Annotated in this window: 5 protein-coding genes and 1 pseudogene; 4 read left to right on the top strand and 2 right to left on the bottom strand. The window is 40.2% G+C overall.

Going from position 1 to position 4,411, the window contains the following annotated elements; translation table 11 throughout:
- Positions 1-77, bottom strand: a pseudogene (locus PX484_RS03035) (2-phosphosulfolactate phosphatase family protein); the annotation flags it as partial.
- Between the two features lie 467 nt (positions 78-544).
- Here PX484_RS03035 and PX484_RS03040 point away from each other — a divergent pair.
- The gene (locus PX484_RS03040) at positions 545-961 is read left to right on the top strand and encodes a XisH family protein (RefSeq protein ID WP_002751648.1); all 417 of its coding nucleotides are present in this window, start codon (positions 545-547) and stop codon (positions 959-961) included.
- The gene (locus PX484_RS03045) at positions 949-1,284 is read left to right on the top strand and encodes a XisI protein (protein WP_002748301.1); all 336 of its coding nucleotides are present in this window, start codon (positions 949-951) and stop codon (positions 1,282-1,284) included. Before PX484_RS03040 ends, PX484_RS03045 begins: the two co-directional genes overlap by 13 nt.
- A 620-nt stretch (positions 1,285-1,904) precedes the next feature.
- Here PX484_RS03045 and PX484_RS03050 read toward each other — a convergent pair.
- The gene (locus PX484_RS03050) at positions 1,905-3,197 is read right to left on the bottom strand and encodes a pentapeptide repeat-containing protein (protein WP_288102808.1); all 1,293 of its coding nucleotides are present in this window, start codon (positions 3,195-3,197) and stop codon (positions 1,905-1,907) included.
- Between the two features lie 163 nt (positions 3,198-3,360).
- Between PX484_RS03050 and PX484_RS03055 the strand changes: the two genes are divergently transcribed.
- Both PX484_RS03055 and PX484_RS03060 read left to right on the top strand, forming a co-directional pair.
- Positions 3,361-3,534, top strand: a complete 174-nt coding sequence (locus PX484_RS03055) for a hypothetical protein (protein ID WP_196219823.1) — start codon at positions 3,361-3,363, stop codon at positions 3,532-3,534.
- A 685-nt stretch (positions 3,535-4,219) separates the two neighbouring features.
- Positions 4,220-4,411 (top strand): aldo/keto reductase (locus PX484_RS03060; RefSeq protein ID WP_288102809.1); only part of this gene is annotated, 192 nt, incomplete at its 3' end.

Below are 4,411 nucleotides of genomic sequence, written 5' to 3' on the forward strand. Positions count from 1 at the left end.
ACATCGATAACGACGGCGCAATCGGGTAGAGTATGGACGGGGGTAAGTTCGGGAGTATGATAAATGAAAACCTGCACGATTTATACCAAGTAAAAAGTAAAAGGGGAAATAAGCTCAACATACCGCCGCTCGGCGTTGCGCGGGCAGAAGAAAGACAAGACCGATTTTATCACGATGGATGTCAGCTAGTTAAGCTGTTCTTAATTCAAATTGCTTGTTGAGATCAGGCAAGGGGGGGGCTAATCTAAGAATAAGCGGTTTAAATACGTCTTAGCTTAGGGACTTGCGCTTTGATAATGTACCTTTTGGGCGAACGCAGTTCGCCCCTACATTGTGGACAAAATCCGTTACTGTAGGGGCGCAAAGCTTGCGCCCTCCGATCGATTGGGATATTATTCTCACGCAAGTCCCTTATCACTTGAAATACCCACGCGGATCACAAAATTGGCCAATTGTCAATAGGGTTTGAGATGCTCTCACCCTGTCGCTCGTCATGACTAAATGTTATAATTAATAATTATTATGCCTGCTAACTTCAAGATTCATGTCTGCTAAAGATCGTTTTCATGGTGCAGTGAGAAAAGGATTAGAAAAAGAGGGTTGGATCATTACGGATGACCCTTTAAGGATTGAAGTGGGTGATGTAGAAATGTATGTCGATTTAGGAGCAGAGCAACTGATAGCCGCAGAAAAAGATAATGAAAAGATAGCCGTTGAAATTAAAAGTTTTATCGGTAAATCCAGCATTTCAGAATTTCATACTGCCATTGGACAATTCTTTAATTATCGTGTTGCTTTAGAAGAAAAAGAACCTAAAAGACAGTTATATTTAGCTGTTCCCTTAGATATTTATTATAGTTTTTTTGAATTGCGATTTATTCAAACTGTCGTTAAACGATTTCAAATTTACCTGATTATTTATGATCCGATTGGGGAGGTAATTGTCGAATGGAAAAATTAGAACAATATCGTCACTATGTCAAGCAAGTCATTACTGAATATTCTCAGATAGGTTCATCTAAAGATCCGATTGAACAACAATTGATTTTTGATACTGTTGGCGATCACTATCAATTGATGTATGTTGGCTGGAAAAATAGACGAAGATATCATGGTTGTGTTTTGCATCTCGATATTAAAAAGGGTAAAATCTGGATACAACATGATGGCACTGAGGTGGGAATTGCCAATGAATTAGTTAATTTAGGCGTTCCTAAAGAAGATATTGTTTTAGCCTTTCATGAACCCCTAGTCAGAGAATATACAGGGTTTGCGGTGGGTTAATCAAAGAGGGCGAATGCAATTCGCCCCTACAATAATATTATTGCGCCAATGGTAGGGGCGCACCGCGTGCGCCCAAAATGTCCTATAGATATTTCGACAAAATTGAGATGCACCCAAATTATCCCTATTCTTCTTCCTTCCACACAAAAACCAGAAGAGCCAATTCGCCTAACCTAATCATAAGGTTAAGCGACAAACAGGATCAGTAAGAGACTTCGATTTTTTTACCTTGCTGATCTCTGTATTTTTTTGTTAACAAAACTTAACAATTATCGGCAAAATTTTGCTTGCTTTTGTCGGGAGATTTTGGGATAATATTTTTAAAAGATTTTATTCATAATGGAAATCTTTGCGTCTAAAAAAAATTTGCACAGATTCCCATTATATAAAAAGCATAGCGCAAGCCGCCGGCAAAGTCAAGTCCTTTCCCATTAATTATGGGTTGGCTGAAAAAGTAAGGGCGATCGCCGGTTAAGATACAAGGTTTTTGAGCCACCAGCTTGAAAATCTTGCAGCTGCTTGGCCAAACAGGCCGCCAAACCCCTTATCTCGTCTATATTTCACATTTATTCAGCCAACCCTACCTAAATCTCTGCTGAAGGTGGAGATCAAAGGCTGTTTTAAACTAATACTTTACTGCGATCGTTAGAATTATCCCCAAAAATTGCCCCTCGTCGAATCAAATCCTGTTTTTGTTCGGGGGTGATCCCCGTTGCATCGATGAAGATAGCGTTTTCAACTTTCGCCCCACTCAGGTCAGCCTTACTCAGGTTAGCCCCTCTCAGGTCAGCCTCTCTCAGGTCAGCCCCACTCAGGTTAGCCCCACTCAGGATAGCCTCTTTCAGGTTAGCCCCACTCAGGTCAGCCTCAATCAGGATAGCCCCTCTCAGTTTAGCCCCACTCAGGTTAGCCCCACTCAGATCAGCCCCTCTCAGGATAGCCCCACTCAGGTAAGCCCCTCTCAGGTTAGCCTCACTCAGGTCAGCCCTACTCAGGTTAGCCCTACTCAGGTTAGCCCAACTCAGGTCAGCCTCACTCAGGTAAGCCTCACTCAGGTTAGCCCAACTCAGGTCAGCCCCTCTCAGGTTAGCCCCTCTCAGGATAGCCCCAATCAGATCAGCCCCAATCAGGTAAGCCCCTCTCAGGTTAGCCCCTCTCAGGATAGCCCCAATCAGGATAGCCCCAATCAGGATAGCCCCACTTAAATCAACTTGTTGTAGAGTTTTCTTATCGATTGTTCCCTCTCGAATTGCCTTAATTAATTCGGCTTTTTCAATAACTTTTGCATCTGTAGTTAACTCTGCTTTTTTGACGATAATTTCGGGTATATCGTCTGATTTAAGTTCATTGAGAAGGGCTTGCAATTCCCCCGATTGATGTAAATCTGCTAGGCGCTGTAGTCCATCTTCTGAACCTTCTAAAAATAGCCGAATACTGCCTTTAAGTTTCATAATAGGCTTGATCGTGTTGTTTCTGGCGATTTTTTGAATAAGGTTGTTAATCTTATCAATTTTCTCTGGTGTCAGGTCGTCTATCCCTACCTCAATAACTAATTCAAGAACTTTATTTGATTGCTGAGTTTGAGGTTTATTATTATGATCAAATGTCTGAGAATTATCTCTATACCTTGCCAAAGCAGTAATCAGATTACTCTTTCCAATCTTTTCACCTGTTTGCTCTGACAAGATTTTAAATAAATCATAAGCCGCATTCTTGATTGACTGTTCTTCTTGCCTAATTTCTTTCGCTAGATCACGATATGTTTTATCATCAAAAATACCTTTTAATATTTTTGTCTCCAAGTCTGTTAATCCCTTGTTTGTATGCTCTTTTTTCAGATCATTAACCAGCATTTCTAATTCAGTCCATGAAAGGGGTTTAATTTCAGTCATTTTTAGTTCATTCATCATCATTTTTTAAGGGTTGCAGGACTTAAGATTACTTTTCAGTACCTTGTCAGGTTACTTGAGAGTACCTAAAAAAAGTACCATTTTTAGGACTTTTGAGTAACGACAAATAATCAGATTTTTTTTAATCTAAAGATAGTTCACCTCCTAAGTAAAAGGATTGATGATTATGTATAAATATTGGTTAAAGTACAGAGAAGACGTTGTTAGTCTTGCCAAAATTACCGGCACGATAATTGCGATCGCATCATTTTTAGGCTTCTCTTTTCCAGAGAAATTTCAACCCACTCCCTGCCAACCGACGGCAATTGTTGAAACCACGGAAGTTAGCACTAACAATTAGTCAAAGCGCAAAATTCGCCTAACCTAATCATAGGTTAAGCGACAAACAAGATCAGCAAGAGACTTCGATTTTTTGACCTTGCTGATCTCTGTATTTCTTTGTTAACAAAACTTAACAATTATCGCCAAAATTTTGCTTGCTTTTATCGGCAGATTTTGGGATAATATTTTTAAAGGATTTTATTCATAATGGAAATCTTTGCATCTGAAAAAATTTTTCACAGATTCCCATTATAAGAAAAGCATAGCGCAAGTCGCCGGCAAAGTCAAGTCCTTTCCCATTAATTATGGGTGGGAATTTTCAGGAATCAAAAAAGGGGGTTAGTGGGGGCCAGGTGTTGGGGAGATTTTGCTGTGTTCGGTGAACAGTTATCAGGTAGAACCGGGGAACCAGATACAAAACTTAACAATTATCGGCAAAATTTTGCTTGCTTTTCTCGGCAGATTTTGCGATAGTATTTTTAAAATATTTTATTCATAATGGAAATCTTTGCGTCTGAAAAAATTTTTCACAGACTCCCATTATAAGAAAAGCATAGCGCAAGTCGCCGGCAAAGTCAAGTCCTTTCCCATTAATTATGGGTGCGAATTTCCCGGAATCAAAAAAGGAGGTTAGTGGTGAGTCAGACCAAATATAGGTTACACTTCAACTTTAATGGGAAACGCTGTCATTCTTTGTAGGGAATATGACTAGACAAACCGCTAATCTCGGACAAACAGGAATTGCCGTCAGTGCTTTGGGAATCGGGACTTGGGCATGGGGAGATAAACTATTCTGGAACTATGGCAAGGAATACGGAGCTAGTCAGGTAGAGGAGGCCTTTAAAGCGGCAGTAGAGGCAGGAATCACCTTTTTTGACACTGCCGAAGTCTATGGA

This window comes from Microcystis sp. M49636_WE2, assembly GCF_030065375.1.
Classification (GTDB): domain Bacteria; phylum Cyanobacteriota; class Cyanobacteriia; order Cyanobacteriales; family Microcystaceae; genus Microcystis; species Microcystis aeruginosa_C.